This is a genomic window from Corynebacterium gottingense, assembly GCF_003693265.1.
Classification (GTDB): domain Bacteria; phylum Actinomycetota; class Actinomycetes; order Mycobacteriales; family Mycobacteriaceae; genus Corynebacterium; species Corynebacterium gottingense.
Genome location: NZ_RDRE01000079.1, coordinates 1 through 2,729, shown reverse-complemented (window position 1 = coordinate 2,729; position 2,729 = coordinate 1). Strand labels below are relative to the sequence as shown.

Genomic DNA, 2,729 nt, shown 5'->3' with positions numbered 1-2,729 from the left:
CAGCGCCAGCTGGTCAAGGACGCGCTGTTCCCAACCCTGCTCAACCCCGTGCGCACCGTGGAAACCGACGAGGGCGACACCACCAAGACCTTGTGGCGCCTGCACGACGGGATCCTGCTGGAGTCCGTGCTCATGCGCTACCCGGACCGCGCCACGCTGTGCATTTCCTCCCAGGCCGGCTGCGGCATGGCGTGTCCGTTCTGCGCCACCGGCCAGGGCGGTCTGGACCGCAACCTGTCCACCGCGGAGATTGTTGACCAGGTCCGCGCCGCCGCCGCGATGATGGCGGCGGAGGGCTCGCGCCTGTCCAACATCGTCTTCATGGGCATGGGCGAGCCGCTGGCCAACTACAACCGCCTGCTCTCCGCAGTCCGCCAGATCACCCAGCCCAGCCCGGATGGGTTTGGCATCTCGCAGCGCAACATCACCATCTCCACCGTCGGGCTCGCGCCGCAGATCCGTCGCCTCGCCGACGAGGGCCTCTCCGTCACTCTCGCCGTGTCGCTGCACACGCCTGACGACGAGCTGCGTGACACCCTCGTGCCCATCAACAACCGCTTTGCCGTCTCGGAGGTGCTCGACGCCGCGTCCTACTACGCGGATCAGACCGGTCGCCGCGTCTCCATCGAGTACGCGCTGATCCGGGACATCAACGACCAGGACTTCCGCGCCGACATGTTGGGTGAGAAGCTGCACAACGCCCTCGGGTCCCGCGTCCACGTGAACCTGATCCCGTTGAACCCGACGCCGGGTTCCAAGTGGGACGCGTCCCCGCGCGACCGGCAGGACGAGTTTGTCCGCCGCGTGATCGCCCAGGGCGTCACCTGCACCGTGCGCGACACGAAGGGCCAGGAGATCGCCGCAGCCTGCGGCCAGCTCGCTGCCGACGAGCAGGCGGGTTAGGCCGGGTCCGCACGCGTGCGGGCGGCGAATGCGCTAGGAGGCTGACCGCCCGCAACCCGAGCATAAAAGGGGCCGATCCCGTCTCCCGGGATCGGCCCTTTGCCTTGCTGCGGTTACTGCGCGGCGTGCTTGCCGCGCGGGGTGACCTCGACGACCTCGACGTCGTGGTCCGCGCGGTTCACGTGGACGGCGCCGTCCTTGTGCAGGGCTGCGGAGCCGGCCTTGGTGGCGTGGCGGTCACCGGCGGCAACAGCCTGCTGCGGTGCGCGCAGGTGCTGGATGCGGGCCGGGTCAATGTTCAGGGCGCGCAACTGACGCTCGTCCAAGTTGGCGTACGCGCCGGACAGGGTCTTCTGGTCGTAGCACCAGTCCGGTTCGACGTGGCCCTGCGGCTTGTTGTGGGCGGTGACGGTGCGCTTCTGGTTCAGCTTCGGCTGCGTCGCGTGCAGGATCAGACCCAGGGCGATGAGGACGGCAATGGCGATGAGCCAGATGGTCTCAACGTGGCCCTTGTGGTTACCAAAGTTGTAGGCGATGAGCACCAGAACGGACACCCAACCGGCGGCCTGGATCGTGCCGCGGCTCTGCTCGCTCCAACCGAAGCGTGCAGACGGGACGTCTGCCTCGGAAACGCCGTTGTACACCTCAGGTGCCTTTTCGTTCGCGTGGGCCACTGCCATACTCCTTCAAGTCAGCGCTAAATGCTTCGGCCCGCGCCCTTCCACAGTGCGCTTTGTGCAGCGCAAACGGAATCGCAGCCGGAGCAGGAAACAATTCTGAGGACTATATTGTCATACTTCCGTGGCAATCGGTGACTTTGTACCCCTAATAGGTGCAAACTTTCGTCCGATCTGCCCGCCGTCGGTCCACCCGTCGAGCGGCCGCACCGGGGCGTGCAACAATGGCGGGGTGAAACGAATTGTCATTCTCGGATCAACCGGATCAATTGGCACCCAGGCGTGCGAGGTTATTCAGGACAACCGCGACGCCTTCCAGGTGGTCGGCATCGCCGCCGGCGGACGCGACCCGCAGGCGATCATCACGCAGGCGAAGGCGTTTGGGCTCCAGCCCGGCCAAGTCGCTGTCCAGCGCGAGGACGCCGCGGCGCAGGTCGGTCGGGCCCTCGGCGGCGCCGTGCTGACCGGTGAGGACGCGGCCCGGCAGCTCACCGAATCACAAGCCGCGGACGTGGTGCTCAACGCGCTTGTTGGGGCGGCGGGGTTGGCGTCGACAATCGCTGCCCTGCGCAGCGACGCCGTGCTGGCGTTGGCAAACAAGGAATCGCTCGTGGCCGGCGGCCAGGTCGTGCTGCGGGAGGCGAAGCCGGGCGCGCTGGTGCCGGTGGATTCGGAGCACTCCGCGATGGCGCAGGCACTGCGCGCGGGCCGCCGAGACGAGGTCGCCCGTTTCGTGCTCACAGCATCCGGCGGCCCGTTCCGCGGCCAGACTCGCGAGCAGATGTGGGGCGTCACGCCGGAACAGGCCGTCACCCACCCCACCTGGTCGATGGGCACGATGAACACGATCAATTCCGCAACCATGGTGAACAAAGGGCTCGAGCTCATCGAGGCGTCCCTGCTCTTTGACGTGGAGCCATCGCTTATCGACGTCACCGTCCACCCCCAATCCATCGTCCACTCCATGGTCACCTTCATCGACGGCGCGACGATCGCGCAAGCCTCGCCGCCGTCGATGAAGATGCCGATCGCGCACGCCCTCGCGTGGCCCGGCCGCGTCGCGGGCGCGCAGCCCTCGCTGGACTTCACAACCGCGTCGGAGTGGACCTTCGAGCCGCTGAACAACGAGGCGTTCCCGGCAGTGGAGCT

General features: G+C 67.2%; 3 protein-coding genes. 2 read left to right on the top strand and 1 reads right to left on the bottom strand.

Going from position 1 to position 2,729, the window contains the following annotated elements:
* Nucleotides 1-903 (top strand): dual-specificity RNA methyltransferase RlmN (gene rlmN / locus EAW56_RS11630; RefSeq protein ID WP_122086714.1); only part of this gene is annotated, 903 nt, incomplete at its 5' end.
* Nucleotides 904-1,016: 113 nt separating this feature from the next.
* On the opposite strand, the gene EAW56_RS11625 is transcribed toward rlmN, so the two are convergent.
* Entirely contained in the window at nucleotides 1,017-1,583 is a 567-nt protein-coding gene (locus tag EAW56_RS11625; RefSeq protein ID WP_122086711.1) for a DUF2631 domain-containing protein, read from the bottom strand.
* A 229-nt stretch (nucleotides 1,584-1,812) separates the two neighbouring features.
* Between EAW56_RS11625 and EAW56_RS11620 the strand changes: the two genes are divergently transcribed.
* Nucleotides 1,813-2,729, top strand: a 917-nt coding sequence (locus EAW56_RS11620; protein WP_122086708.1) for a 1-deoxy-D-xylulose-5-phosphate reductoisomerase, incomplete at its 3' end; no start/stop codon positions are given.